General features: G+C 69.8%; 23 protein-coding genes. 16 read left to right on the top strand and 7 right to left on the bottom strand.

Annotated elements, in window-relative coordinates; genetic code table 11:
• Nucleotides 1-160: 160 nt before the first annotated feature.
• From AC3ZJJ_RS12830 to AC3ZJJ_RS12815, 4 genes are read left to right on the top strand one after another with little or no spacing between them, the layout of a single operon-like run.
• Nucleotides 161-1087, top strand: a complete 927-nt coding sequence (locus tag AC3ZJJ_RS12830; protein ID WP_489895843.1) for a carbohydrate ABC transporter permease — start codon at nt 161-163, stop codon at nt 1085-1087.
• Complete coding sequence (locus AC3ZJJ_RS12825; protein WP_489892200.1) at nt 1080-2063, top strand: carbohydrate ABC transporter permease; 984 nt, start codon at nt 1080-1082, stop codon at nt 2061-2063. The genes AC3ZJJ_RS12830 and AC3ZJJ_RS12825 overlap by 8 nt, the downstream gene beginning before the upstream one ends.
• 26 nt (nt 2064-2089) lie before the next feature.
• Nucleotides 2090-3484: a Gfo/Idh/MocA family protein gene (locus tag AC3ZJJ_RS12820; RefSeq protein ID WP_489892199.1), complete on the top strand. Its 1395-nt coding sequence runs from the start codon at nt 2090-2092 to the stop codon at nt 3482-3484.
• Between the two features lie 9 nt (nt 3485-3493).
• The gene (locus tag AC3ZJJ_RS12815) at nt 3494-4432 is read left to right on the top strand and encodes an NAD-dependent epimerase/dehydratase family protein (RefSeq protein ID WP_489892198.1); all 939 of its coding nucleotides are present in this window, start codon (nt 3494-3496) and stop codon (nt 4430-4432) included.
• On the opposite strand, the gene AC3ZJJ_RS12810 is transcribed toward AC3ZJJ_RS12815, so the two are convergent.
• From AC3ZJJ_RS12810 to AC3ZJJ_RS12790, 5 genes are read right to left on the bottom strand one after another with little or no spacing between them, the layout of a single operon-like run.
• Nucleotides 4429-5508, bottom strand: a complete 1080-nt coding sequence (locus AC3ZJJ_RS12810; protein WP_489892197.1) for a M24 family metallopeptidase — start codon at nt 5506-5508, stop codon at nt 4429-4431. The genes AC3ZJJ_RS12815 and AC3ZJJ_RS12810 overlap by 4 nt on opposite strands.
• On the bottom strand, nt 5501-7498 hold the full coding sequence (locus AC3ZJJ_RS12805; protein WP_489892196.1) for a DUF6807 family protein: 1998 nt from the start codon (nt 7496-7498) through the stop codon (nt 5501-5503). Before AC3ZJJ_RS12805 ends, AC3ZJJ_RS12810 begins: the two co-directional genes overlap by 8 nt.
• Nucleotides 7499-7558: 60 nt before the next feature.
• A complete protein-coding gene (locus tag AC3ZJJ_RS12800) occupies nt 7559-8449 on the bottom strand; it encodes a sugar phosphate isomerase/epimerase family protein (RefSeq protein WP_489892195.1) in 891 nt (296 codons plus the stop codon).
• Nucleotides 8446-9621: a dihydrodipicolinate synthase family protein gene (locus AC3ZJJ_RS12795; RefSeq protein ID WP_489895841.1), complete on the bottom strand. Its 1176-nt coding sequence runs from the start codon at nt 9619-9621 to the stop codon at nt 8446-8448. The genes AC3ZJJ_RS12800 and AC3ZJJ_RS12795 overlap by 4 nt, the downstream gene beginning before the upstream one ends.
• Nucleotides 9622-9668: 47 nt before the next feature.
• Complete coding sequence (locus AC3ZJJ_RS12790) at nt 9669-10835, bottom strand: Gfo/Idh/MocA family protein (protein WP_489892194.1); 1167 nt, start codon at nt 10833-10835, stop codon at nt 9669-9671.
• Between the two features lie 148 nt (nt 10836-10983).
• Here AC3ZJJ_RS12790 and AC3ZJJ_RS12785 point away from each other — a divergent pair, with 148 nt between their 5' ends.
• Together AC3ZJJ_RS12785 and AC3ZJJ_RS12780 are read left to right on the top strand one after the other, a co-directional pair.
• Complete coding sequence (locus AC3ZJJ_RS12785; RefSeq protein ID WP_489892193.1) at nt 10984-12009, top strand: LacI family DNA-binding transcriptional regulator; 1026 nt, start codon at nt 10984-10986, stop codon at nt 12007-12009.
• A 244-nt stretch (nt 12010-12253) separates the two neighbouring features.
• On the top strand, nt 12254-13531 hold the full coding sequence (locus tag AC3ZJJ_RS12780) for an ABC transporter substrate-binding protein (protein ID WP_489892192.1): 1278 nt from the start codon (nt 12254-12256) through the stop codon (nt 13529-13531).
• An 81-nt stretch (nt 13532-13612) separates the two neighbouring features.
• Here the strand turns inward: AC3ZJJ_RS12780 and AC3ZJJ_RS12775 are convergent, their stop codons facing one another.
• Nucleotides 13613-14761 carry a N(5)-(carboxyethyl)ornithine synthase gene (locus tag AC3ZJJ_RS12775; RefSeq protein WP_489892191.1) on the bottom strand — a complete coding sequence of 383 codons (1149 nt, stop codon included), beginning with the start codon at nt 14759-14761 and terminating at the stop codon, nt 13613-13615.
• Nucleotides 14762-14767: 6 nt separating this feature from the next.
• On the bottom strand, nt 14768-14905 hold the full coding sequence (locus AC3ZJJ_RS12770) for a hypothetical protein (protein WP_489892190.1): 138 nt from the start codon (nt 14903-14905) through the stop codon (nt 14768-14770).
• A 157-nt stretch (nt 14906-15062) separates the two neighbouring features.
• Between AC3ZJJ_RS12770 and AC3ZJJ_RS12765 the strand changes: the two genes are divergently transcribed.
• The 10 genes from AC3ZJJ_RS12765 to AC3ZJJ_RS12720 all read left to right on the top strand — a co-directional run bounded on the left by AC3ZJJ_RS12765 (nt 15063) and on the right by AC3ZJJ_RS12720 (nt 24833).
• The gene (locus tag AC3ZJJ_RS12765) at nt 15063-15251 is read left to right on the top strand and encodes a hypothetical protein (protein ID WP_489892189.1); all 189 of its coding nucleotides are present in this window, start codon (nt 15063-15065) and stop codon (nt 15249-15251) included.
• A gap of 39 nt (nt 15252-15290) precedes the next feature.
• A complete protein-coding gene (locus tag AC3ZJJ_RS12760) occupies nt 15291-15887 on the top strand; it encodes a hypothetical protein (protein ID WP_489892188.1) in 597 nt (198 codons plus the stop codon).
• A gap of 128 nt (nt 15888-16015) precedes the next feature.
• A complete protein-coding gene (locus AC3ZJJ_RS12755) occupies nt 16016-17134 on the top strand; it encodes a SpoIIE family protein phosphatase (RefSeq protein WP_489892186.1) in 1119 nt (372 codons plus the stop codon).
• Between the two features lie 41 nt (nt 17135-17175).
• Entirely contained in the window at nt 17176-19167 is a 1992-nt protein-coding gene (locus tag AC3ZJJ_RS12750; RefSeq protein WP_489895839.1) for a glycosyltransferase family 2 protein, read from the top strand.
• Nucleotides 19151-19483 (top strand): STAS domain-containing protein, encoded by a 333-nt coding sequence (locus tag AC3ZJJ_RS12745; RefSeq protein WP_489892185.1) that lies wholly within the window; start codon nt 19151-19153, stop codon nt 19481-19483. The genes AC3ZJJ_RS12750 and AC3ZJJ_RS12745 overlap by 17 nt, the downstream gene beginning before the upstream one ends.
• Nucleotides 19476-19931, top strand: a complete 456-nt coding sequence (locus AC3ZJJ_RS12740; RefSeq protein ID WP_489892184.1) for an ATP-binding protein — start codon at nt 19476-19478, stop codon at nt 19929-19931. The genes AC3ZJJ_RS12745 and AC3ZJJ_RS12740 overlap by 8 nt, the downstream gene beginning before the upstream one ends.
• Before the next feature lie 30 nt (nt 19932-19961).
• Nucleotides 19962-21479 carry a carboxylesterase/lipase family protein gene (locus tag AC3ZJJ_RS12735; protein WP_489892183.1) on the top strand — a complete coding sequence of 506 codons (1518 nt, stop codon included), beginning with the start codon at nt 19962-19964 and terminating at the stop codon, nt 21477-21479.
• A 42-nt stretch (nt 21480-21521) separates the two neighbouring features.
• On the top strand, nt 21522-22535 hold the full coding sequence (locus tag AC3ZJJ_RS12730; protein ID WP_489892182.1) for a zinc-dependent alcohol dehydrogenase family protein: 1014 nt from the start codon (nt 21522-21524) through the stop codon (nt 22533-22535).
• A 349-nt stretch (nt 22536-22884) separates the two neighbouring features.
• Nucleotides 22885-23667, top strand: a complete 783-nt coding sequence (locus tag AC3ZJJ_RS12725; protein ID WP_489892181.1) for an IclR family transcriptional regulator — start codon at nt 22885-22887, stop codon at nt 23665-23667.
• 92 nt (nt 23668-23759) lie between these two features.
• Nucleotides 23760-24833, top strand: coding sequence for an ABC transporter substrate-binding protein (locus AC3ZJJ_RS12720; RefSeq protein ID WP_489892180.1), 1074 nt, complete (start codon nt 23760-23762; stop codon nt 24831-24833).
• Nucleotides 24834-24852: the final 19 nt, after the last annotated feature.

Here is a 24852-nt window from a genome sequence, read left to right as displayed (position 1 = left end):
GCGGCGGCAAAAAGTGTTTGACGTCACAGCGAGACGCCTTTATGGTGGATTCAACCCACTCGGAAACCGCTTTCCCAAAACAGGAGCCAGGCATGACGCCAGATCTTTCACCGCAGACCAACGGCACGCCGCTGTGCCTTCGCGCGATGGCGGCGGCGCCGTGAGCGTGGTCGGCGAGCTGTCCCGGCTGAAGTCCGCCAAGGGCGTCAGGATCAAGGACAAGGACAACAAGGCCGCCTACATTTTCCTGTTGCCGTGGCTCGTGGGCCTGGTCGCCATCACCATCGGCCCCATGTTCATGTCGCTCTACCTCGCCTTCACGGACTACAACCTGCTGCAGGCACCCAGCTGGACGGGCTTGGACAACATCACGCGGATGTTCGAGGACGCCAGGCTGCACAACTCGCTGCGGGTCACCTTTGTGTACGTCCTGGTGAGCGTCCCGCTCCAGCTCGCGCTGGCGCTGGCGATCGCCCTGCTCCTGGACCGCGGAATGCGCGGGCTCCCGCTCTACCGCTCCATCTTCTACCTGCCGTCGCTTTTGGGCTCCTCCGTGGCCATCGCCGTCCTCTGGAAGCAGCTCTTCGGGACCACCGGCCTCGTCAACCAGTTGCTGGCCATGGTCGGCATCGAGGGGCCGGGATGGATATCCAGCCCGGACACGGCGCTGAGCACGCTGATACTGCTGCACGTGTGGACCTTCGGGTCGCCGATGATCATCTTCCTTGCCGGCCTCCGTCAGATCCCTGCGATGTACTACGAGGCGGCCTCCATCGACGGGGCCACGAAGCTGCGGCAGTTCACGAAGATCACGTTGCCTCTGCTCAGCCCCATCATCTTCTTCAACCTGGTCCTACAGATCATTGGCGCCTTCCAGTCCTTCACGCAGGCCTTCATCGTCTCGGGAGGCAAGGGCGGCCCGTCCGACTCCACCATGTTCTTCACGCTGTACCTCTACCAACAGGGCTTCGGCCGCTTCGACATGGGCTACGCCTCGGCCATGGCCTGGCTGCTGGTGCTCATCGTCGGAGCCTTCACCGCCATCAACTTCCTCGCCTCAAAGTATTGGGTGTTTTACGATGACTGAGCAGACAATCTCCCGCACGAAGCAGTCCCGGGACGCGGCCCCGGCTTCCTCCGACTCGACGACACCCCCCGGCGCGCCGGCGGACAAGCGTCGGGCCGGGGGGGAAGGCCAGGAGCGCCGCCTGCAACTCAAGCGCCGGCGCGCGGCGTGGGCCCGCGCGCGAGCCGTCCTCAAGCACGTGGTGATGATCGTCGCCGGCGCCATCATGATCTACCCGCTTCTGTGGATGGTGGTCAGCTCGCTCCGCCCGACGGACGTGATCTTCCGCGAACCGGGGCTGTTCCTGCAGACGTTCGAGTGGCAGAACTACACCGACGGCTGGTCCGCGCTGTCCCACCCGTTCGGGCACTTTATGCTCAACTCCGCCGTCGTCGTGCTGGGTTCGGTCCTCGGCAACCTGGTCTCCTGCTCCATGGCCGCCTACGCGTTCGCACGGCTTGAGTTCAAGTTCAAGAACGTCTTCTTCGGCGTCATGCTGATGACCATCATGCTGCCGATCCACGTGATCATCGTGCCGCAGTACATCATGTTCAGCGAGCTCGGCTGGGTGAACACCTTCCTGCCGCTCATCGTCCCCAAGCTGCTCGCGACGGACGCGTTCTTCATCTTCCTGATGGTCCAGTTCATCCGCGGCATCCCGCGCGACATGGACGAGGCCGCCCGCATCGACGGCGCCGGGCACCCGCGCATCTTCCTGCAGATTATCCTGCCGCTGATGGTGCCTGCGTTGGCCACCACAACGATCTTCACGTTCATCTGGACCTGGAGCGACTTCTTCAGCTCGTTGATCTACCTCACGGACCCGGACATGTTCACCGTCCCCGTCGCGCTACGCGCCTTCATCGACGCCACCGGCGAATCCAACTGGGGATCCCTGTTCGCCATGTCCATCGTCACCCTGCTGCCGGTCTTCATCGCCTTCCTCATCGGCCAGAAGTTCCTCGTCAAGGGCATCGCCACCACGGGCATCAAGTAGCCCCCGACCACAGGAGAACCGCCATCGTGAGCACCGAACAAGCCAGCGCTCCGCACATCCGCTACGCCGTCGTCGGCACGGGCAACCGCTGCCAGATGTACCTGCACGCCATCTACGGGGAGCACAGCGACGTCGCCGAACTGGTGGCGATCGCCGACACCAATCCGGGGCGCATGGCCTACTACGCCGACGTCGTCGAGCAGACCTACGGCGAACAGCCGGACTGCTTCGACCCGGCGGAGCTGGCCGGTTACGTCGCGTCCCACCGGATCGACCGTGTGATTATCACCAGCCCGGACTTCACCCACGCGGACCTGGTGTGCACGGCGCTGGAGGCGGGCGCCGACGTCGTCGTCGAAAAGCCGCTGACCGTCGACGCGCACGGGAGCCGCCGCATCGCCGAGGCGGTCGAACGCACCGGCCGGCAGGTGCTTGTGACGTTCAACTACCGGTACTCGCCCCGCAACACCGCGCTCAAGGCGGCGATTCAGGACGGGCTGGTCGGCATGGTGACGTCGATCGACTTCACCTGGATGCTGGACACCGTCCACGGGGCCGACTACTTCCGCCGCTGGCACCGGGTCAAGGAGAACTCCGGGGGGCTGCTGGTCCACAAGTCCAGCCACCACTTCGACCTGGTCAACTGGTGGCTCGGCGACACCCCGGACCGCGTCTACGCGGCTGGCGGACTCTCCTTCTACGGTGCCGCCAACGCGGCCAAGCGCGGGGAGGCGCCGCACCCGGCGAGGGGAACGAGGGAGGGTTCCGGCGAGGACCCGTTCGCACTCGACCTGCGCACCGACGAGCGCCTGTCCGGGCTCTACCTGGAGAACGAGCACTACGACGGATACCTCCGGGACCAAGACGTGTTCTCCGACGGCATTACCATCGAGGACAACCTTGCGCTGACGGTCGGATACGCGGGGGGCGCCATCCTTTCGTACTCGCTCAACGCCCACTCGCCCTGGGAGGGCTACCGGGTGGCGGTCAATGGGACCGGGGGCCGCCTCGAGCTCGACGTCGTCGAGCGCGCAGCGGTGCTCCCGACCTCGGGAGGCTCCCCGGTGGACCCATCCGTCGCCGTGGACGGGCAGGACTCCACGGTGCGTGCGCGCGGGGAACGCCTGGTGCTCCAGCGCCACTGGGAGAGCGCACACGAACTGCCCATCGTCAACGGCGAGGGCGCCCACGGCGGAGGCGACGCGCTGTTGCTCGCCGACGTTTTCCGCGGGCCCGGCGCCGACCGGTACTCGCGACCGGCCGGACTGGCGGACGGCATGCGCGCCATCGCGGTCGGCATCGCCGGCAACGAATCGCTCGCCATGCGGCTGCCGGTTGCCATCGCCGAACTGAATCTCGGCATCGACCTTCGGCCGGCCGATCAGGCGACGGACGCCCTGGCCGCCGTGGCGCACGGGTAGGGGCGAGCCATGGTGGCAAACAGCGAAAGGATCATCGTCACCGGCGGATCCGGGCGTTTGGGGCGCAGCGTGGTCGCCGGCCTTGCCGACGCCGGGCACCGCGTCGTCAGCGTGGACCGGGCCCGGCCCGATGTTCCGCACCCGGCGGTCGCGTACGCCGAGGTCGACCTGCTCGACGCCGCCGCCACGGAGGCGGCGTTCGCCGACGCACGGCCCGACGCCGTTGTGTCGCTGGCCGCCATCGCGGTGCCCTTCAGTGCGCCCGAGGACGTCATCCTGCGCACCAACACGGCCATCGCCCACAACGTGACGGCCGCGGCGCTGGCCGCCGGGGCCGGCAAGATCGCCATCGCCAGCAGCCCTTCCATCATGGGGTACGGCTCCCCGGCGGGCTGGCTTCCGCCGCGGCTGCCGCTGGACGAGGGCGTGCAGCCGAGGCCCTGGCATGCCTACGGGCTGTCCAAGCACGTCGCCGAGCAGGTGGCGGCCATGTTCGCCGCGGCACGGGGGGACGGCGCCCGCTTCGCGTCTTTCCGGCCCTGCTACGTCATCGCCCCCGAGGAGTGGGCCGGGGCGCCGACGCAGCAGGGGCACACCATCGCCGAACGCCTGGCGGATCCGTCGCTCGCCGCGCCGTCGCTCTTCAACTACGTGGACGCCCGCGACGTCACCGACTTTCTGCTGCTCCTGCTGGAGAAGATGCACCGGATCGAAAACGGCTCGACGTTTTTCGTGGGGGCCGCCGACGCCCTGTCCACGCGCCCGCTGAGCGAGGTGTTGCCCGAGCACTTCCCGGAGCTCGCCGAGCTGGCGCGCCCGCTCACCGGCACGTCCCCGGCGTTCAGCATCGATAAGGCCCGGCGGGAGCTCGGATGGGAGCCGAAGCGCGGCTGGCGGACGGAACTCGCCCCGGCCGAGCTGGCCCGGACGACGGCCGTCCGGGGTTAGGGCCGCAGCACCTCGGGGCGCCGGCGCCCGGCGACCTCGACGGTGGGCCAGCGAGGATCAACGCTGAGGATCTCGACGCCGGCGTCACCGAGCAGGACGGTGTCCTCGACCTTGGCGCCGTGGGCGGTGGGGTTCCACGCGAAGGCCTGGTGTGGATGCATCCGGTCCGCGATTCCGGGGGCCACGCGCGGATCCCGGCCGGCGTAGCCCGCCGCTCCTCCCTGGTGGTGGCGGGTCCATTCGTCGTCCGCGAAGCCGTGCCGCGGGTAGGAACCCTGGAGCACGTCGAGGACGGACGACAGCGGTGCGCCGGGGACCAATGCCGCGAACACGTCGGCCTCGACCCGAAGGATCCCGAGGTCCGCCTCCTCCTCGCCGGGGGCCGGCCGTCCGAAGGCCACCCACCGCGTGACACTTGCGATCAGGCCGTGCCGGCGTGCGCACACCACGGCCATGGCGCGGTGCCCGAGCGCGGCCTCGGTGGGCAAGGGATGCCGGTGCGCGGCGCGCGACGCGCCGCCGACGAGCAGCACGAGCGGGTCGGCGCCGGCTTCCAGGATCCGCGCGCCCAGCGCGGCGGAGACGGCCCGCTCAGTGGTGCGGGGTGTCGCCGCGGCCAAGACATCGGTGAGCGCCGCGGCGGCGTCGACGCACAGCGCCCGGTAGCGCTCCCGCTCGGCTGGATGGAGCGTGGCCCGCGCGGCGCGCAGCTCCGGGTGGGCGTCGCTCTCGTCGACGATTCGCCAATCCCCGGCCGCCGCGTGCCACTGAGACGTTTCCGCGAGCGAGCCGTGCCAGGGCACGGTGGACAGACCGACTCCGGGCGGCAGCTCCTCCGCCGCGAGACGGTCCGCCTCGTTGGAGAAGGCGCCCAGTTCGGCGCCGTCGCGGTGCACGAGCAGCCGCGCGACGGGCGGGCCGGCCAGGCTCACGTGAGTTCGCGCGCCGCAGAGGTACCAGGACAACGACGCCGGCGTGTCCAGCAGCAGCGCGTCCGCGCCGCGCCTGTCGAGCAGTGCGACGAGCCGGGCGTGCTTCCCGGCCAGTTCGGTCATGCGCCGGGCCGAGTCAGGCATCCACGCGCCCGGCGGCCAGCAGCGACGCGATCCGGGAGCGGTCCATGCGCCCGTCGGCGACCAGCACGCGCACGGAACGGCGCACTGGCGCGTCAACCGCGGTGACCACGGGACGGTCCCACGCCAGCGACCGCCCGACACCGGGATACCCTCCGCACCTTACGAACCACGGATCGGCGTCGTCGGCGGCGAAGACCAGCGTGGCTTCGGCGCGCTCGGGTCCGAAATCCGCCACAAAGGCCAACCACGGCGCCGAGCTGCCGTGTGCCGCCTCCTCGCCCGCCTCCGTCGCGGTGAACACCTCGGGGCGGCCGACCGCGGGAAGGCGCCAGAAGAAACCGCCGTAGCCGCCGTTCTCCCGCCCGTTGGAGCCCGGGCTACCCAGCGCCACGGGCGAGTCGCCGGCCGGCGAGAGGGTGAAGTCGATGCACAACTCCCAGGCGCCGTCCCCGGCGGGAGCCGCGCGCGTGGTGCGCCGCTCCGTGAGGAGGGCGACGCCGTCGTGCCCGATCCACGAGAGATCCTCCTCGAGCGCGCCGCCGTCAAAGCCCGAACGGGTCCGTTCGATGCGCCCGTGGTCCTCGCGCCAGACGTAGCCGGCGCCGCGAACGTAGGTCCGCCCGCCCCAGAAGTTGGTCCCCGCGACGTCCTGCAGCGCGATGCCGACGCCCAGGTGCCAGGGGTGGTCCAGCGGCTGCTGGTCGGAGACCACCGTCCCGGAGAGCGTGCGGACCGGGTGGAGGAAGGGTCGCGGAGCGTTGGTCGGGGCGATGTCCGAACCCAGGCGCACGCGCGCCACCTCCGTCCCGCCGACACGCAGGGTCTCCGCCGTCGCCGGGTCCGCCGCCCACGGCGCGGAGAGGGAGGAGAACGTGGACTGCGACTTGACCGCCCGCGCGACGTAGCCGGCGATCCCCGGGATGACGGGGTGCCGCCCCGGGCCCTCGCCCGCGTACTCGAGCAGTTCCGGTTCGATCGCCGCCGGATCGGCGGCGGTGCGCACCGCCTCGAGGACCCGCATAAACGCGCCAGCGCCGTCGAGCGGGGACAGCAAAGCCTCCGCGGCGCCGGAGCGAACGTCGATCAGGTTCTCCAGCAGGTCCGTGCGGCCGAAGTGCTCAGCGGTGGTCTCCCCGCCGCCGACCGTGACCGCCAGTTCGTCGCGCGTGTAGTGGAGGACGGCCCGGCCGAGCGTTCCCTCGATGGTGATGTGCGGGTCCTCTTGGGACGAGGCGCAGAGCGTCAACGCGCAGGTGACCGGGATGCCGTCGGCGGTGCGGACCCGCACCACGGACGTGTCGTCGGCCGAAATGTCGTTCGCGTGGAGGAGCTCGGTCTCCAGCTCCGCGACGTCCGCGGCGCCGCGCGCGCCGGCGACGTGCAGGGCAGTCATCACGGCGTGGGCCAGGGGATTGGTGACCACGCCGTCCACCACCTGGATGCCGTCGAGCACGCGGTGGCCGGCCCAGGGAGACCGCCCGTAGTAGGCGGCGGTGCGCAGCCACAGCCCGGTGGCGCCCACCGCGCGCAGCCGGCCGATGCGGCCCGAGGCGAGCAGGGCCTCGATGGCCGGCAGCGCGTGCGACCCGAGCGACTGGAAGCCCACCTGCACCCGCCGCCCCTCCGAACGGGCGACCGCCCGCAGGGATTCGTACTGCTCGAGTGTCGCCGTCGGCGGCTTTTCGACCAGCACGTCCGCGCCGAGCCGGAGCGCGTCGGCCGCCAGGTGGTGGTGGGTGTCGATGGGTGTGGAGACGATGGCGATGTCCGGGCGCTCACCGGCCGCGGCGGCCTCGGCGAGCGTCCGGTACATCGCGACACGATCACCCAGGTGCCGACCGCCGTCGTTCCGCGGGTCGACCGTGCAGGTGAGCCGCAGCCTGCCGGCCGCCTCCAGCCGGCGGACGTTGTCCAGGTGGCGCTCGCCGAAGCCGCCGATGCCGACCAGGCAAACGGTGGGGACGGCGGGGGCGGGAGTGGGGACGTTCATCGTTCTCCTCGTGACGTGCCGGACGGTGTGGTGCGGACGGTGGCGTGCGGGCGGGGCCGCCTAGACGGTGGCGGACGCGGACTGGAGCGCGGGCAGCACCAGCCGGGCGTAGCGCTCCTTCATGGTCGACAGGGTCACCGCCGCATCCTGTTCGTTGACCTTGCGGTTGAAGATCTCCACCTCCACCGGTCCGGTGTATCCGGCCTCGGCGACCCAGGCGGACACCGGCGCAAAATCGATGTATCCGTCTCCCATCATCCCGCGCGACTGCAGGGCGTCGGGCGCGATCGGCAGGTTGAAGTCGCAGACCTGGTAGCTCGCCAACCGTCCCTCGGCGCCGGCGCGCGCCACCTGCGACCGCAGCGCCGGATCCCACCATACGTGGAACGTGTCCACGACCACACCGACCGCCGCGGCGGGGTGGGGGGCGGCCATGTCCAGCGCCTGGCCGAGCGTGGACAGTACCGCGCGGTCCGCCGCGTACATGGGATGCAGGGGCTCGAGCACCAGCCGCACCCCGTGCTCCAAGGCGTAGGGCACCAGCTCGGCCAGGCGGTCCGAGACGCGGGCGCGCGCGCCAGGGAGGTCGCGATCGTCGCGGTCGCCGCTTCCCCCCAGCACGTGGGCGGCGGCCGGCAGCCCTCCGACCACCATGATCAGCTCGGCGGTGCCCAGCGCGGCCGCCTCGCGGATCGCCTCGCGGTTGGACTCCAGGGCGGCGGCCTGCCCCGCGGTATCCGCGGACGTGAGGAAACCGCCGCGGCAGAGCGTGGACACGCGCAGCCCGGCGTCGGAGACGATCCTTGCGGCGGCCTGGGCGCCCCCGGCGTCGGCGACGATGTGCCGCCAGAGGCCGATGTGGCCCAGGCCCGCCTCGGCCGTGTGGCGGACCGCCTCGCGCAGGGTGAGATTCGGCGTCGTTCCCGTGTTGAGGGACAGTTCGAAGCTCATGCGAGTCCTCCGGTCTTGAGCAGGGTGGTCATGCGGGCGGCCGCCAGGTCCGGATCCGCGAGCAGCCCGGCCTGGTCCGCAAGGGCGAACGTGCGGGCCAGGTGGGGGAGGGACCTGCCGGCATGCAGCCCTCCGACCAGCTGGAAGCCGGCCTGGTGCCCGTTGAGCCAGGAAAGGAACGCGACGCCGGTCTTGTAGTAGAACGTCGGAGCGCTGAAGATGTGGCGTCCCAGCTCCTGGGTCGACGTCAGGATGGAGCGCCCGCGGTCCGCGTCGCCGGCGTCGTAGGCCTGCAGCGCCGTCGAGGCCGCGGGGTAGATGGCGGCGAAGATACCCAAGAGGGCGTCGGAGTGGTGTGTGCCGTCACCGTGGATCAGCTCGGGGTAGTTGAAGTCGTCTCCGGTGTACAGCCGGACGCCGGCCGGCAGCGCGGCGCGCAGTTCCACCTCGTGGGCCGCGTCCAGCAGCGAGACCTTGACCCCGTCCACCTTGTCGCCGTGCGCGCGGATGAGCTCCAGGAAAGTGGCGGTGGCTTCGGCGGTGTCGGTGGATCCCCAGTAGCCCGCCAGCGCGGGATCGAACATGGTGCCCAGCCAGTGCAGGACCACCGGCTCCGAGGCCGCCTCCAGGAGTCGGCCGTAGACCGCGAGGTAGTCCGCGGGGCCACGCGCCGCCAAGGCCAGCGCCCGGGAGCACATCAGGATGACCTTCGCGCCGGACTCCTCGACCACGGCGAGCTGCTCCAGGTATGCCCGTGCCACCCGGTCCAGGCCCTCCGTCGACGCCGAGACGGCGCCGGAGTCCAACTGGTCCGTGCCGACGCCGCAGGCGATCAGGTCGCGGACGCTCTTGCCCGCGAGGGCGGGGCTCCCGGAGCGGACGACGGCGGCGGCCTCGCCGGCGGACCTGCGGATCAGTTCCCGCGTCGCCGCCCAGTCCAGCCCCATCCCGCGCTGGGCCGTGTCCATGGCATCGGCGACGCCCAATCCCCAGGACCACAGCTCGTGGCGGTACGCGAGGGTCGCCTCCCAATCGAGGTTGGCAGGCGCTCCGGGCACGTTTTCCGCGCCCATCACCGGCACCACGTGGGCGGCGGCGTAGGTGTTGCGGGAGGTGATGGGAGCCGTCGGGCGCGTCCAGGCACCGGGGACGGACATCCGGTACGGCGCCATCTTGCCTGTGGTCCCCGGAAGGAGCAGGTCGGTTCCGGTCGCGGTGCTCACAGCACGATCTCCGGGATGTCGAGGGTGCGGCGCTCTGCGGCCGACTGCAGTCCCAGGGCCGCGAGCTGGACGCCGCGGGCGGCGGAAAGCAGGCCGAAGCGGTGCTCGCGCCCCAGCGCGACGTCCGTCAGGAACTCCTCCCATTGGAGCTTGAACCCGTTGTCCAGGTCGTCGTTGGCGGGGACCTCCAGCCACTGGTCGCGGAACGATTCGGTGACCGGCAGGTCGGGGTTCCAGACCGGTTTCGGCGTGTGCGCGCGCTGTTGGGCCACGCACTTGTTGAGGCCGGCGACGGCGGAGCCGTGCGTGCCGTCGATCTGGAACTCCACCAGCTCGTCTCGGTAGACGCGTACCGCCCAGGACGAGTTGATCTGCGCGACGACGGAATCGCCAGCGGGCGTCTCGAGCTCGAAGGTGCCGTAGGCGGCGTCGTCCGCCGTGGCGACGTACTCGTTGCCGTTCTCGTCCCAGCGCGCAGGGATGTGCGTCGCGGTGGTGGAGGTGACCGACTTGACCTTGCCGATGATGCCCTCGAGGACGTAGTTCCAGTGGCAGTACATGTCGGTGGTCATCGAGCCGCCGTCGGCCAGGCGGTAGTTCCACGAGGGCCGCTGCGCCGCCTGGACGTCGCCCTCGAAGACCCAATAGCCGAACTCGCCCCGCAGCGAGAGGATCCGGCCGAAGAAGCCCTCGTCGACCAGCCTGCGGAGTTTCACCAGGCCGGGAAGGTAGAGCTTGTCGTGAACCACGCCGGCCGTCACGCTGGCAGCCTTCGCCTGCCTGGCCAGGCCGACCGCCTCCTCCAGGGACTCGGCCGTGGGCTTCTCCGTGAAGACATGCTTGCCGGCGGAGATGGCCTTGGACAGCGTCGCCGCGCGCAGGCTGGTCATCGACGCGTCGAAGACGATGTCCACGGTCGGATCGTCGATCGCGCCGTCGAGGTCCGTGGTCCAGTGCTCGACCTTGTGGATTCGGGCGAGTTCCTTGATGCGGTCCTCGTTGCGGCCCACAAGGATCGGCTCCACCGTCACGTTGCGGCCGTCGGGCAGGGTTATTCCGCCCTGGTCGCGGATCGGCAGGATGGAGCGCAACAGGTGCTGGCGGTAGCCCATGCGGCCGGTGACGCCATTCATGGCGATGCGCAGGACGATGTTTTCGGACATGGAAATGCTCCCGGATGGTTCGACGGTGGTTGCCAGGAATAGGCTGGAATGCGCTTTCCACGGTATCTTCGTACTGAACAAAGTGTCAACAGTCACATTGGAACAAACGCGTCGGGCGCTCGCGCCGCGGCGGAAGGCAGGGGCTGGAATGGTCGTACGGCTGGCGGACGTCGCAAGGGATGCCGGGGTCTCACAGGCAACCGCATCGAGGGTCCTGAACGGTTCGTCCCGCAAGCCCGCGGAGGAGATCGCCGAGCGCGTCCGCGCCGCCGCGGAGCGCCTCGGATACTTCCCGAACGCGCAGGCCCAGGCGCTGGCGCGGAGTTCCGCCGGCCTGGTGGGGCTGATCGTTCACGACATCGCCGACCCGTACTTCTCCTCGATCGCGGTGGGCGTCCAGCGCGGCCTGAAGGGGAGTGGGCGGCAGGTGCTGCTCTCCAGCACCGACCGCGACGGCGACCTGGAGCTCGAGGCGCTCCGGGCGTTCATGTCCTACCGGACGGACGGCATTGTGCTGGCCGGTTCGCGGGGACTGCAGGACGACGAGGACCTGGCGCTGGCCTTGGCGCGCTATCGGGAGAACGGCGGCAAGGTGGCCATGATCGGCCAGCCGCTTCCCGGAACGAGTGGGCTCGAGGTGGACAACCGGGGGGCCGCCGCGCTGCTCGCCGGGGCGCTTCTGGGCCAGGGGCACCGCCGGTTCGTTGTCCTGGCGGGCGACACGACGCTGACCACCGCCCAGGACCGCATCGCCGGGTTCATCGGGCGCCTGCGGGAAGGGGGGATCGAGCCGGAGCGGGTGGTGCACGGGGCCTTCACGCGCGACGGTGGACACGCGGCCATGACCGAGCTGCTCGAAGGCGGCCCCGACCTCCTCGCGGGTGGCCAGATCTGCGTCTTCGGCACGAACGACGTGATGGTGCTGGGCGCCATGACCGCCATCCGGGAGCGCGGCCTGCGGGTGCCGGAGGACATTGCGATCGCGGGATTCGACGACATTCCCACCCTGATGGACATGTACCCCGCTGTGTCCACCGTGCGCCTGCCGCTGGTCGAAATGGGGAGGATGGCCGGCGAGCTGTTGCTGTCCGGGACGGACGAGGCCTGGCGGACGGTCATCGAGGGCGAGCCCGTGCTGCGGGAAAGCACGCGGAGGGTCGATCCGGTCCGGTAGGCCCGGGTGCCCGGCCCGAGGGAGCGCGACTTCTTTCCGGCAGGGGGTTGACGTGTGACGGTCACCACAAATATGTTGTTGGAAACCGCTTTCCCGCATCGATGGCAACGACGTCGCGAGCGGCGGAAGCGCTTTTTGTCCAGAGACATCCCCGGGTTCAATCACGCCCGGGGGCACCACACAACACGTCCGAGCACAGGCCCGGTGGCCGGCTGCCCGTCGAACAGAAGACGAAGAGGAAACCATGAAGAACTTCAGCAACTTCGCGAAGGTCTCGGCCCTGGCCGCCGTATCGGCCATGGCGCTGACGGCCTGCGGTGTGGGCCCCGGCCAGTCCAGCGACGATGGAACGGTGACCCTCCGCTTCGCCTGGTGGGGCTCGGAATCCCGCAGCGCTTCGACCGAGAAGATCATCGACGCCTTCGAGAAGGCCAACCCGGACATCAAGGTGCAGGGGGAGTACGGCGACTGGGGCGGCTACTGGGACAAGCTGGCCACCCAGGTGGCATCCAACGACGCCCCGGACGTGGTGCAGATGGACGACAAGTACCTCCGGGAGTACGCGGACCGCGGCGCGCTGCTGGATCTCGAGGGTGTGGACGTGTCCAAGTTCGACGAGGCCGCGGTCCAGAACGGTCGGACGGAAGAGGGCCTGTTCGGCATCACCACGGGCATCAACGCCATGACCATGGTCGCGAACCCGGCCATCTTCGAGGCTGCGGGCGTCCCGCTGCCCGACGACGAGACGTGGACCTGGGACGACTACGCGAAGATCACGGCGGAGATCAGCGACAAGACGGACAAGTTCGGGGCGACCGGACCCAACGAACCCGCGGGATTCCAGTTCTGGCTGCGGCAGCACGACAAGTCGCTGACGACGGCGGAGGGCACGCTCGGTTTCGAGGCCCCCGACGCGCAGTCGTACCTGGAGATGCTGCAGGGGCTGATGGAGGGCGGCTCCATTCCGACGGCGTCCGGCATCGCCGAGGACCAGTCGCCCGGCCCGGACCAGTCGCTCACCGGAACCGGAGGGACAGCGCTGGGCATGTGGTGGACCAACCAGCTCAGCGCGCTCTCCGGCGCGGCGGGCGAGGAACTGGTGCCGCTGCGGTTCCCGGGCATCAGCGGCCAGCCCGGCGGCGCCGACATCTTCTACAAGTCCTCAATGTTCATGTCCGCCACACGGGGCACCGAGCACCCGGAGGAGGCCAAGAAGTTCATCGACTTTATGGTCAACTCCGAGGAGGCCGGCGCGCTCAACCTCGCCGACCGCGGCCTGCCCTCGAACCTGGACGTTCGGGCGGCCGTCGTCGACAAGCTGGAGGGCGCGGACGCCCGCTCGGCCGAGTTCGTCAAGGACATCGAGGACGAGGTCGGAGAGAACGAGGCCATCCCGCCGGTCGGCTTCAGCGGACTGCAGGACATCCTCTACCGCTACGAGCTCGAGGTCTTCTTCGGCAGACTGAGCCCGGCGGACGCCGCCACCAAGATGCTTGAGGAAATGAAGGCGGAAATCGGATAACAGTCCACGGCCCCGCAACCGGGGTCGCGGACGAGGGGGCGGGACCGGCGCCGGTCCCGCCCCCTCGTGTGTTCCGTGCCGCTAGACCGTTGCGGGCAGGTGTGGATACGGCGCGGCCCGGTCCTGGAACTCGAGGATGGCGCCGTTGACAATCTCTCCGCCGCGGATCTCGATCGCGCGGCGGATGGTCTCGTTCGCGTCCCACCCGGACGGTCCCTCGAGGACCGGCCGCATGAACGGCATCAACGCCTCGCTGACCTCCCACGTGGAGGAGTTCCACAGGAACGACGGCGTGTGGTCCACTGCGTAGTAGTGGACGTGGTCGCCGACGTCGAACATCGGTTCCCGGAAGGTGGTCATCTTGGCCCAGCTGAACCCCATACCCTCGTCGCAGGACACGTCCACGATCAGGCTGCCCGGCCTGAAAGCGCCCAGGTCCTCCTCGTTGAGGTAGGTCAGCGGCGAGTTCGGGTCCTGCAGCGTGCAGTTCACTACGATGTCGTGCTCCGCCAGATACGGGGCCAGCGGTAGCCGGCCCCGGTCGGTGATCACCTGGCTCTGGTAGGGGGCGTCCGCGTCGTGGTCGAACTGGGTGATGCGCACCGAGTGGATCGGCGATCCCACGGCGGCGACGCCGCGGTTGGTGAGGACCTCGACGTCGTGCACGCCGTGGGCGTTCAGGGCGGTCACGGCGCCGCGTGCGGTGGCGCCGAAACCGATCACGACGGCGGTCAGGCGGCGCCCGTAGACCCCCGTGGTGCCAATGAGCTCGAGCGCGTGGAGGACCGAGCAGTAGCCCGCCATTTCGTTGTTCTTGTGGAAGACATGCAGGCCGAACCCGCCGTCGGACGCCCAATGGTTCATCGCCTCGAACGCGATCAGGGTCAGGCGCTTGTCGATCGCGATCTGGGTGATGGCGCGGTCCTGGACGCAATGCGGCCAACCCCAGAGGATTTGGCCGTCGCGCAGCTCGGCCAGGTCTTCGGGCTGGGGCTTGGGAAGCAGGACCACGTCGGCCTCCGCGATAAGCTCCTCGCGGGAGGCGAGCCGCCCGACGAGCGGAGCGAGCTGCGCGTCGGAGATGCCGAAGCGCTCGCCGTAGCCGCGCTCCAAAATCAACCGCTCCCGCAGGTCCGCGTCGATGCGCTCCAGGTGGAGCGGATGGATGGGCAGCCGGCGTTCATCGGCCTTGCGGGTGGTGGCCAGGACGCCGATGCTCAGCAGCGACACCGGCGCTCAGCGCTTCTTGGTGACGGAAATGATCTCAGAGGCCGCATTGCTCGCGGCCTTCGCCTTCTTGTCGTTGCGCTTTTCCTTGATGGTCTTGCCGGCGACCTTCTTGGCGGAAGACTTGTTCGGGGACTTGTTGGCCATGGTGAGCTCCTTGCGGAAGCAAGTGCAACTGCTTCCTTACAGGAGCAAAAGTTGCTCCCTGCCTCCGAGACTACGGCACCGCATCAACCCCGATTCCCTTGTGTCGACCCGGCGGCCGTGTTTGGCTGTCTGCACGACGGACAGGTGGGAGTTGGACATGCGAATCGGCAGGGAACAGGTGCTCGAACACCTCAAGCGCCATGGCGGCGACGACAAGCTGGAACAGGCCCGGCGCGAGCTGCCGGAGCACGTGGACACAAAGGCCGACGCCGAGCTCCTGGAGAGCCTCGGCCTGAAATCCGGGGACCTGGCGAGCCTGGCCGAAGGAGGCGGCTACGGGGACTGATGCCCCGCGGGGCGGCCGCCGTGGCCTACGATTGCGGCGATGGATAACACAACCGGCAGGGCCAAGCCGCTCCGCGCGGCCCGGGTCCTAACCGAGGTTCTGGCACCGACGGTCCTGGTCAGCATTTATCTTCTGGCGCAACCCTTCCTGGTCGAGGGGACCACCTGGCTTCAGGCGGGCGTCGCCGTCGCGTTCACCACGGCCATCCCCTTCCTCGCGATCCTGTGGTTCAAGCGCGCCGGCGGGGTCACGGACCACCACATCAGCCGCAGGAGCCAGCGGTTCCGGCCCTTCCTCGTCGCCGGCGTCTCCCTGCTGGTGGGCGTCCGCGTGCTCCGGTATCTGGATGCGCCCGAGGGGTTGTTCCTCAACCTGGCCGCCGTTTTCGCCGGCCTGGTCGTGTGCATGGTGGCCAACCTCTTCTGGAAGCTCTCCGTGCACAGCGCCGTCACGGCCTTCGTCACGCTCCAGCTGCTGTCCCCGTTGCCCTACCTCGGTCCGGCCGCGATCGTGGCGTTGTGCGCCGCCGTCGGCTGGTCGCGCGTGCGGATGGGACACCACACGCCCGCCCAAGTGGCCGCCGGCTTCGCCATCGGCGCGGCCCTGCACGTGTGGCGCGTACTTTTCCTCGCCTAGGCCAAACCTCGGACCTTCAGGCTCGTCGCAACACCCGTCGCGCCACCACCACCAGCCCCAAAGGATGGTTTGATAGGGGAGGGCACCAAGAACAGCCCGCCGCGACACACACCGGAGGGAGCGCCGACATGTCGACCGCGCCACGCATCGCACTTGTCGTCGAGGACGACCACGACATCCGCGGGCTACTGGTCCAACTGCTGGCGCGCGAAGGCTTCGCCGTCAGCGAGGCCAGCACCGGCCTCGCGGGGATCGAACTCGCCCGCACGCTTTCCCCCGAGCTCGTGACGCTGGACCTGAACCTCCCGGACCTGGACGGCGTCGAGGTCTGCAAGGAACTCCGCACGTTCTCCGACGCCTACATCATCATGCTCACCGCCCGGGTGTCCGAGATGGACAAGCTGGTGGGCCTGGAGACCGGTGCCGACGACTACATCAGCAAGCCCTTCAGCCCGAGGGAGCTCAAGGCCCGGATCTCGGCGCTGTTCCGCCGGCCACGGCGCGCCCCCTCGCCCAGCATCAGCGACGACGACGAGCTGCGCCGTGCCATCGAGGTCCAACGCAGCCTCCTGCCCGGCGATCCCGTCCACCTGACGGGGTACGACGTCGGCGGCGCCTTCGAGCCGTGCCGCACGGTCGGCGGGGACTTCTACGACTGGTACCCGTCCGGCGACCACCTGGACCTGACGGTCGCCGACGCCATGGGCAAGGGAATGGGAGCTGCGCTGGTCGCGGCCACGGCCAGGGCCACCCTGCGCTCGTGCTCGCGGATCGCGTCGCTGGAACAGGCCTTCGCGGCGGCCGGGCGGATACTCGCCCCGGACCTTGAGGCCTCCGACAGCTTCGTCACCATGTTCCACGCCCGGCTCGACCCGCAGCGGCACACACTGGGATACGTCGACGCCGGTCACGGACTGGCCCTCCACGTCGCCGCGGACGGCACCTACCGCCGGCTGGCGGGCGGGGGGCCGCCCGTGGGCGTCTTCGGCCTGAGCGAATGGACCGCGGACGAGATCGAGCTGGCCGGCGGCGACAGCCTGGTGGTGATCAGCGACGGGCTCCTCGACGCGTTCCCCACCCTGGAGGGCGCGCTGGACGCCACCGCAGCCACCGTCGCGGAGGGGGGATCCGCGCAACAGGCGGCGAGCGCCCTGGTGGCGCTCGGCAACGCCGACGCCGTGGAGGACGACGTCACCGCCGTCGTCGTCCGGCGTCTGGCAACCAGTGAAGTGGAGGCCGCAGCGTGACGGAGCAGGGCGCGCCCGCGGCGCAAGCACCCTCGGGCAGCATGCGGCTGTTCCTGACCCGGCTGATCGTGGTCCTGACGGTGGTGCTGGGCACCAACTACATCGTGTGGCGCTGGCTGGACTCGCTGAACTGGTCCGCCTGGTGGATCGCGGTGCCGTTGGTGATCGCCGAGACCTACAGCCTGATCGACGTTGGCCTCTTTGGCCTGACCGTCTGGAAGCTCCGGCAGCGCGGGGAGCCGCCGGCGCCCGCGCCCGACGCCACGGTTGACGTCTTCATCACCACCTACAACGAACCGCTGGACATGGTCATGGAGACGGCGCTGGCCGCCCAGCGGATCCGGCACCCGCACACCACCTGGATCCTCGACGACGGCGCCCGCGACGAACTGCGGCTGCGCGCCGAGGAACACGGTTTGGGCTACCTCACGCGCAGCGAGGACTGGAAGGACCGTCCACGGCACGCCAAGGCGGGGAACCTCAACAACGCGCTGATGATGACGCAGGGCGAGTTCCTGCTGATCCTCGACGCGGACCAGGTGCCCGCCCCGGAGATCCTGGACCGCACGCTCGGCTACTTCAACGAGCGGCGCGTGGCGCTGGTGCAGACGCCGCAGTACTTCATCAACGTTCCGGAAAGCGACCCGCTGGGCAGCCAGGCGCCGCTCTTCTACGGCCCCATCCAGCAGGGCAAGGACGGCTGGAACGCGGCGTTCTTCTGCGGCTCCAACGCCGTGCTGCGCCGCGAGGCGCTGATGCAGCTGGGCCTGCGCGGCTACGTCCGAGAGCTCGAGCGCTCGGTCGGCCAGGCGCTCAAGGCCTCGCGGAAGGTCCTGCGCAAGGCGCGCCGCTCGGCCCGGGGCCAGGACCCCGCGGTCCTGCAGGTGCTGGACTCGGTGGAACGCGCCACCGTCAAGGCGCGTTCCGACCTCGCCGCCGGCGCAGGCCTCGGCGACGTCACGTACCGTGTCCGCCGCGAGGTGGACCAGGCCGTCCGGCGGCTGGTCGAGGCGGACCTCTCCACGCTCGAGGCGGATCTGGCCGAGATCGCCGAGCTGGAGCAGCTCACGGAACTCGCCGAGCAGTCCGCCGCCACCGCTCCGGGGGAGGCGCTCGCGCTCCCGGAGGACGTGGACGAGATCATCGGCATGATGTCCGGCCGCGACTGGTCGCCGCTGGCCGCGCTGGAATCCGTGCAGGCGCTGCTGGACGCCCTGTCCGTCGAGCGCCCCGACGAGGCGCAGCCGATCATGCCGCTGGCGACCATCTCCGTCACCGAGGACATGGCCACGGCCATGCGCCTCCACTCCATGGGGTGGCGCAGCGTCTACCACCACGAGGTCCTTGCGCTGGGGCTCGCCCCGGAGGACGTGCAGACCATGCTGACCCAGCGTCTGCGTTGGGCGCAGGGCACCATCCAGGTGATGCTGCGCGAGAACCCGCTCGGCGTCACGGGCCTGAAGTGGACGCAGCGGCTCATGTACTTCGCCACCATGTGGACGTACCTGAGCGGGTTCGCCGCCGTCGTCTACCTCGCGGCGCCGATCGTGTACCTCACGCTGGGCATCCTGCCGGTCGACAGCCTGAGCGCCGAGTTCTTCATCCGCTTTATTCCGTTTATGGTGGTCAACCAGCTGCTGTTCCTTGTGGTCGCCAGGGGTGTGCCGACATGGCGGGGGCAACAGTACAGCTTGGCGCTGTTCCCCACGTGGATCAAGGCGTGCACAACGGCGGCGCGCAACGTGTGGTTCGGCCGTCCGCTCGGCTTCGCCGTGACGCCCAAGGAGCGCCAGGACGGCGGCCCCGCGTGGAGCCTCATCAAGCCGCAGTTGGTGGCCATGGTGCTGCTGGTTGTGGCGGTGGCGCTGGGCGCGGCACGGCTGATCGCCGGCCTCAACGAACCCATAGGAACCCTGGTGAACGTTGCCTGGGTGGTCTACGACCTGCTTGTGCTCAGTGTGCTGATCAAGGCCGTGCGGTACGCCGGCTTTGTTCCCGAAGAAAGGACCACGCAAGATGCAGTTCAACGTTGAGAAGGCCGAAGGCTACACGGAGGTGACCGGGACCGGCCGCCTGAACATGGTGGCCGCCCCGCGCCTGCGCGAGGTCGTCGCGGACACCGTCGCCGCCGGGAACAGCCGGATCGTGGTGAACCTGGCCAGCACCGAGTTCATGGACTCCTCCGGCCTGGGTGCCCTGATCGGCTGCCTGAAGGTGGCGCGGCAGGCCGGCGGCGACCTCCGCATCGCCTGCGTCCCCGCGCAGGTCCTGATGGTCCTGAAGCTGACCAGCATGGACCGCGTGCTCACCCCCTACGAAAGCGTCGCGGGGGCGTTCTCCGGTGACTGACATCCTCGCCCACAACGCCGTCCGGCTCCCGGCGACGCCCGAGGCCGTCGACGCCGTGCACGGGCAGCTGGAACGGCTGTGGGAACAGGCGGACTTCGTGCCGGACCTGGACCGCATGGCGTTCGAGACAGCCGTCGTCGAGGCCGCCTCCAACGCCGTCCGCCACGCGGTCGCCGAGGAGGGCGCCGTAGTGGAGGTTGGGGTCGAGGCCACCGTCACGCGCAGCCGGCTCGTGGCGCGGATCTGCGAGTACGGTGCAGTGGTGCCGGACCCGGACCCGACCGTCATCGCGAGCGTCGAAGCCGACGACCTCCCCGACGATTCCGCCGAGTCCGGCCGGGGGATGGCGCTGATACGGGCGCTCGTGACAACGTTGAGTTTCGAACGCCACGAAGGAACCAACATCTGGACGCTGACGCGCGATGCGGACGGCGAGGCCCGGGAATAACCGACGGCTCAGGCCAGGCAAGGGAGCTCGATGCGGCACGGTGACCCGGACACGGCACTGACTGTCTCCACCACGGCCGGCAGGGTCCGCGGCATGGTGGCCGGCGGCGTGCGCACATGGCGGGGGATTCCGTACGCGGCGCCGCCGCTCGGTGCCCTGCGCTTCCGCGGACCCGAAGCCCCCGCCCCGTGGTCCGGCGTGCGCGACGCGACGCGGTTCGGCGACGCGCCGCCGCAGGTGGTCCGTTCCCGGAACCTGGGCGCCGGCCGGCATCCCGTCAGCGAAGACTGCCTCACCATCAACGTCACGGCGCCGGCGAACCCCGGAACCGAACCGCTTCCCGTCGTCGTCTGCCTCTACGGCGGCGGATTCCTGATCGGGTCGTCCGCCTCGCCGGTGTACGACGGCGGCCGCCTCGTCGCCGCCGGCGACGTCGTCTACGTGTCGCTGAACTACCGCGTCGGTGCCTTGGGTTTCCTGGATCTGACGCGCTACGCCGACGACGCCCACCCGTTCGAATCCAACGTGGGCCTGCGCGACCAGTTGGCCGGGCTGCGCTGGATCAGGGAGAACATCGCGGCCTTCGGCGGAGACCCGGACAACGTGACACTGATGGGGCAGTCCGCCGGCGGGACGTCCGTCCTCACGATGATGGCCATCCCCGCCGCCGCGGGGCTGTTCCACCGGGCGGCCGCGCTCAGTCCCGCCCCGGCGTCGGTCTACGGCGCCGAGCGGCACGCGGCCTGGGCCGAGACCTATGTGCGGACCCTGGGGCTGGAGGACCGGGACGCCGCCCGCGCCCTGTCCCACCTGCCGTGGCGAGAGCTGGTGGGCGCGCTGGACAGGCTGTCGCCGTGGCTGGGACGCGCGGAGAACCGCGATCCGATGCCGGCCTCGCCGTCGGTCGACGGCGACTTCCTGCCGCGGCGCGTGATCGATGCCTTCCGGTCCGGCGCCGCCCACCGTGTGCCGCTGATCATCGGGACGGCGGGCCGGGAAGGCGCACTCTTCCGGTACCTCAACGCTCTGCCGACGTCGCCGAAGCGGATCGAAGGCTCCATCCGGGCCTCGGAGCCGGACGCCTGGGACCGGATCCGCGGCGGCTACCCGCGCTTCCCGCGGCGCGACGCGGTGATCGACATGGTCGGCGACGGCATCTTCTGGCACCCCAGCGTCCAGATCGCGGAGGCCCACGCCCGCCATGCGCCGGTGTGGTCCTACCGCTTCGACTTCGAGACACCCGCGTTGCGGCTCACCGGCCTCGGCGCAACTCACGGGACGGACCTGCCGTCGCTGTTCGGCGAACTCGACTCGGACGCCGGGCGGTTCTTCACGCTGCTCGGCGGACGGGACCAGGCGGCACGGCTCAGTGCCCGGCACCAGGGAGCCCTGCTCGACTTCGCCCGCGACGGACACCCGGGCGCGGAGTGGCCGCGGTACGACGACGTCGCGCGCCGCGTGCGGATCTTCGACGCGGTGGACCGGGTCGAATCGGATCCCCGGCGGGAACTACGTCTCGCATGGGGCGACTATCGGGGGTATCTCTAGGAGCGGGACACCATCCGGGGTGCCCGACGCGGAGGAGTCGCGATGCGCGCGTGGTGGGTTGAACGGCCCGGCCCGGTCGACGCCGGACCGCTGCGCTTCGGCGAGCGCCCCGATCCCCGCCCGGGGCCCGGGGAGGTCCTCGTCCGGGTGCGCGTGTGCGGCGTGTGCCGGACGGACCTGCACCTGGCCGAGGGCGACCTCCCGCCGCACCGCCCCGGGACCGTGCCCGGCCACGAGGTGGTGGGCGACGTCGTCGAACTCGGCCAAGACTGCCGCCGGTTCCGGGTGGGCGAGCGGATCGGCATCGCCTGGCTCCGCCACACGTGCGGGGTGTGCCGGTTCTGCGTTCGGGGCGCCGAGAACCTGTGCGTCGCGCCGCGCTTCACGGGATGGGACGACGACGGCGGCTACGCGGAGCTTGCCGTTGTGTCCGAGGACTATGCGTACGCGCTGCCGGACTCGCTGGCCGACGAGCAGGCGGCGCCCCTGTTGTGCGCCGGCATCATCGGCTACCGCGCGCTGCGTCGCTCGAGGCTCCCGGCCGGCGGCCGGCTGGGGATCTACGGGTTCGGCGGGTCCGCCCACCTGGCCGCCCAGGTCGCCCTGAACGAGGGCGCAAAGGTCTACGTGATGACGCGCTCCGCGGAGGCACGCGCATTGGCCACGGGGCTGGGCGCAAGCTACGTCGGGGGCGCCACCGACGAGCCCCCGGTGAAGCTAGACGCCGCCATCCTCTTCGCGCCGGTCGGAACGCTGGTCCCGCCCGCGCTGCGGGCGTTGGACCGCGGCGCCACGCTGGCCGTGGCTGGTATCCACCTCAGCGACATTCCCGCCCTGAACTACGCGGACGAACTGTTCCAGGAGCGTCAGCTGGTGAGTGTCACGGCGAACACGCGCGCCGACGGGGAGGCGTTTCTGGCGCTGGCGGCCAGCGTTTCACTCCGTCCGACGACGGTCGCCTACCCGCTGAAGGAGGCGGACCGGGCGCTCCGGGACCTGGCCGGCGACCGTGTCACGGGGGCGGCCGTGCTGCGGGTGGCCGTCCGCGGCGATTAAACGTGGACGTAACCCAAGCGGCGATGCGGCGGAAACGTGCGGGCGGGATGGTGGGGTGAAGAGGTCCCGACCCGTTCGAGAGGCAGGGTGGTCAACATGGTCAAGAGCTGGCTGAAGGAGCTGTGGGAAGCCCTGTGCGAGCCCGGTCCGCAGTCCATGGGACTCGGCCTCAGCGGCACATATTGTCCGAGTGACATAGCGGATTACCTCGAGGGCCGGCAGAAGTCCGCCGGATCCGGGGGCCTGGGGACTGTCTAGCGAGGGAGTCCCCGAGCGCCCTTCGGGGCACCTGCGCCCGGTGTCCTCCGCGTTAGGATGTGATCTGGACGACTATGGCGGAGGATCGTAGGTGCGCAGTGACGACGGACGCAGCGTGCTCTCTCGAGTCTCGGGAATCCTGCGGGCCTTCGACCGCGACGCGGAAGACCTGACCGCCACGGAGATCAGCCACCGGGCGCACCTGCCCGTTTCCACGTGCCACCGGATCCTCTCCTCGCTCGTCGCCGAAGGCTTCCTGGAGCGCGGACCGGACAACAGGTACCACGTGGGGCTGCTCCTGTGGGAGGTGGCCGCCCACGCGCCCCGATCCGTCGGCGTCCAGCGTGCGGCGCTTCCACTGATGCGCGACCTCATGGACATCACCAACGCGCCGGTCCACTTGGCCGTACGCGAGGGCCTGCAGGCCGTCTTCATTGAGCGCCTCGCGCACTCGAACTCCGAGTCCATGCGCCCCACGGTGGGCAGCCACTACCCCCTGCACGTCACGTCCGTGGGGCTGATGCTCCTGGCGCACGCCGCCGCGCACATCCAGGAGGAGTTCCTCCGCGGCCCGATCGAGCGCTATACCCCCTTGACCGTCACCGATCCGCGCGCCCTGCGCCGGACGCTGGCCGCCATCCGCGAGCGCGGCTTCGCGGTGAGCGACAGGCAGGTCGTCATGGACGCCATCTCGGTGGCCGCGCCCATCAGGGACCCCCGCGGAAACGTGATCGCCGCCGTGTCCGTCAACACGCCACTGGGCCGGCTTCGCGAGCACTCGATGGCCCACGCGGTCCAGACCACCGCGCTCGCCATCACGCGATCCTTGGGGCGGGCAACGATCCCCAACACCGAAGCGCCACACCCCATGTGACCTGGATCTCATTCAGCGGGAAGGCTCTGGAGCGCACTCACTATGGATTGAGATAGTCGTCTCAGCTGTTCACCACGAACCAGGAGACGACGATGTCGACCAACCCCACAACCCTGACCCGTTCCACCGTCAATCGCAGAAACTTCCTCAGTGGGGCATTCGGCCTCGCGGCACTGGGTGCTACCGGCGCCCTGGCCGCGTGCGGGTCCAATGCCGCGGCCGGCGGATCGGCCGAGGGGCTCAAGTCATTCACCTATCTCAGCTACCTGCCCATGGAGACCCTGTCCGTCGCGCCGGAACTGCTGGCCGACGCGGGCGGCTACTTCGAAAAGCAGGGACTCAAGGTCACCTTCCAGTCCACGAAGGGATCGCCGCAGGCCCTGCAGACCCTCATCTCCGGCGTGGGCCCTCTGACCCGGGTCGGCGCCATCGACCTGATCTCGGCCGCCGTCGACGGCCAGCCCCTCGTCAACGTGGGCAGCATCGTGCGCGGCTCGTCCATCCGCACCCTCTACAGCAAGGACAACCCGCTCGAGAAGCCCGAGGACTTCCTCGGCAAGACCATCGGCGTCCCCTCGGAGGGCGGCACCAGCGACAAGTCCCTGTCGCTTATGCTGCACAAGGCGGGGTTCGACCCGACCCAGGTCAAACGCCAGGTCGTCGGCCTCGGCCCGGGGACCTTCGAACTGGTCAAGCGCGGCGACATCGCCGGCTACATGGTCAGCATCGACCAGTCCATCATTGCCCAGAAGCAGTATCCCGAGGCGGCGGCGTTCGATGCCGGGGATGCCGTCCGCGCCGACTCGCAGGTCTACACGGCCACCCAGGACGGCCTGGAGAAAAACGGCGAGGACATCAGGAAGTACCTCGCGGCCATCCAAGAGGCGGTCCAGGCGATCGTCGACGACGAGGCCCTGGACTCCGTCATCAAGACCATGCGCTCCAAGTACTCCTTCGCGTCGCTGGACGACGACGACGTCGTGAAGGAATCGCTGCGACAGAGCCGGGACCTGTGGACCGCCAAGGGGACGCAGCCGCTCCTGACCACGGTCGGGGACTACTGGGACGAGGGCTACGCGGAACTCGTGGACGCGGGCATGGTCAAGACCGGCGCCGATCCACAGGAGTGGATGGACAACGGGTACCTGCCCGCAGCAGGCAAGTAGCCCGAGACAAGGAGGGAAC

It is taken from the genome of Arthrobacter sp. AOP29-A2-19, assembly GCF_058138025.1.
This window is presented reverse-complemented; position numbering and strand designations above follow the sequence as displayed.